The sequence below is a fragment of the Streptomyces sp. NPDC087787 genome, assembly GCF_044743035.1.
GTDB lineage: Bacteria > Actinomycetota > Actinomycetes > Streptomycetales > Streptomycetaceae > Streptomyces.
On record NZ_JBIUVQ010000071.1, the window covers coordinates 1 to 1,296 of the forward strand.

The 1,296-nt window shown below is 67.1% G+C and carries 2 protein-coding genes; both read right to left on the reverse strand.

Translation table 11 applies throughout. From position 1 onward, the window contains the following. Positions 1 to 33: 33 nt before the first annotated feature. On the reverse strand, positions 34 to 927 hold the full coding sequence (locus ACIOWN_RS34525) for an IS3 family transposase (protein WP_401984488.1): 894 nt from the start codon (positions 925 to 927) through the stop codon (positions 34 to 36). Further along, a complete protein-coding gene (locus tag ACIOWN_RS34530; RefSeq protein ID WP_266993132.1) occupies positions 924 to 1,229 on the reverse strand; it encodes a transposase in 306 nt (101 codons plus the stop codon). Before ACIOWN_RS34530 ends, ACIOWN_RS34525 begins: the two co-directional genes overlap by 4 nt. Positions 1,230 to 1,296 lie beyond the last annotated feature (67 nt).

The window sequence follows — 1,296 nt, forward strand, 5'->3', positions numbered from 1 at the left end:
TGGACTTTCCCCGTGATGCTGGACACTCGTTGCTTACGCCGCGAGGGCGTGTTCTTGCTCGTGTCGCTGTCGGATCTCCAGCGGGGTGAGGTATCCCCAAGCCGGATGCTTCCGCAGTCGTTTGCGGTTGTAGAAGGTCTCGATGAAGGCGAAGATCTCCGCGCGGGCAGTGGTCCGGTCGGGCCAGTGGCGGGTGCCGATCTCCTCTTTGAGTAGCGCAAAGAAGCTCTCGGCGGCGGCATTGTCGAAGCACGAGCCGGTTCGGCCCATGCTCTGCCGTAGCCCCAACCTGCCTATTTCCCGGCGGAGTTCATCAGAGGTGTACTCCGATCCGCGATCGGAATGCGCGATGCAGCCGGGCTGCAGCCAGCCGCGTCCGGCGGCCATCGTCAGCGCGTCGACGACCAGGGAGGCGCGGTGGTGGTCGGCCATCGAGTAGCCGACGATCTCGCGGGTGGCCAGGTCCAGCCAGGTCGCCAGATACAGCCAGCCCTCGTCGGTGGGGATATAGGTGATGTCCCCGACCAGTTTCCGGCCCGGGGCATCGGCCGTGAAGTCGCGGCCGATCAGGTCCGCGGCGGGCACCGCCCTCTTCGCCGGACGGGTCAGCGACCGGCGCTTGCGCCGGGTGACCCCGGCGATGCCGCGCTCACGCATGATCCGCTCCACTCGCTTGCGGTTGACCTGCCGGTCCAGCCTGCGCAACTCGGCATGGATACGCGGCACCCCGTAGGTGCACCGGGAGGCGATGTGCAACACGGTGATCTCGTGGGCCAGGGCGTCGTCGGCGGCCTGGCGGGCGGCGCGGGCCTGCTCGCCGGCCAGCCAGGCGTAGAAGGAGGACCGGGCCACCTTCAGCAGCCGGCACAGCAGAGCGACTCCGTGGGTGGTCTTCTCCGCCTCGATGAACGAGTACACGTCGTTCATCGATCGCTCTCTTTCGCGAAGAAGACCGCCGCTTTTCGCAGCACCTCGATCGTCTCGGCCTGCTCGCGGTTCTGCCGCCGCAGCCGGCGCAACTCTTCCCGTTCCGCGCTCGTCAGCTCGCCCGGCGCCCCTTGCCCGCGGTCGATCGTGTCCTGCTTGACCCAGTTCCGCAGTCCCTCGGCGCTGACCCCGATCTCCCGGGCGACCTCGGTGACAGTCTTGCCGGAGGACCGGACCAGCGCGACCGCGTCGCGCTTGAACTCCTCCGTATACCGCCTGCTGCGGTTGCTCTTGCTTCCCACCTGGCACTACTTCCTCTGGAACCTCACGTCCCAGTCTCCAGGTGTCCAACATCAAGGGGAAGCTTCA